Origin of the sequence: Pseudomonas sp. RA_35y_Pfl2_P32 (genome assembly GCF_963970735.1) — a bacterium.
Classification (GTDB): domain Bacteria; phylum Pseudomonadota; class Gammaproteobacteria; order Pseudomonadales; family Pseudomonadaceae; genus Aquipseudomonas.
Window position 1 is genome coordinate 1 of sequence record NZ_CAXAQF010000399.1, and the last position, 403, is coordinate 403.

The 403-nt window shown below is 57.6% G+C and carries 1 protein-coding gene; it reads right to left on the reverse strand.

Features of this window, described 5'->3' with window-relative positions:
- The coding region (locus AACY45_RS28885; protein ID WP_339548894.1) for an immunoglobulin-like domain-containing protein at window positions 1-403 on the reverse strand (403 nt) is incomplete at both ends.

Here is a 403-nt window from a genome sequence, read left to right on the forward strand (position 1 = left end):
CCGAAACTGACTCGAGTTTGTTGACGATGGCGTCCTGACCGCCAGTGAAGATGTCGTCCTTGGCGGTGACCACAGCAGTGCCGGTGGTGCCATTGGCCGGGATCTTGATCTCGGTGCCGTCGGTGAGTTTGAAGGTCAACTCGCCATGGTTGGCCATCGGCAGACCAGCAGCGTTGGTCAGGGTCACGGTGTAGGTGACGGAACCGCCTTCGGTGACGGTGGTTTTATCCACAGACAAAGTGGCGACCACTTCAGAGACGGTATCGCCGACTTTAACGACGGCTTCGTTACCGAGAACCAGATTTTCGAAGGATTTGCCGTCGACTGCGGCGTCAGTGACGCCGAGTTTGATGGTTTCGCCGTCTTTGTAGACGTCATCACCTTGCGCAGCCAGCTCGTACGG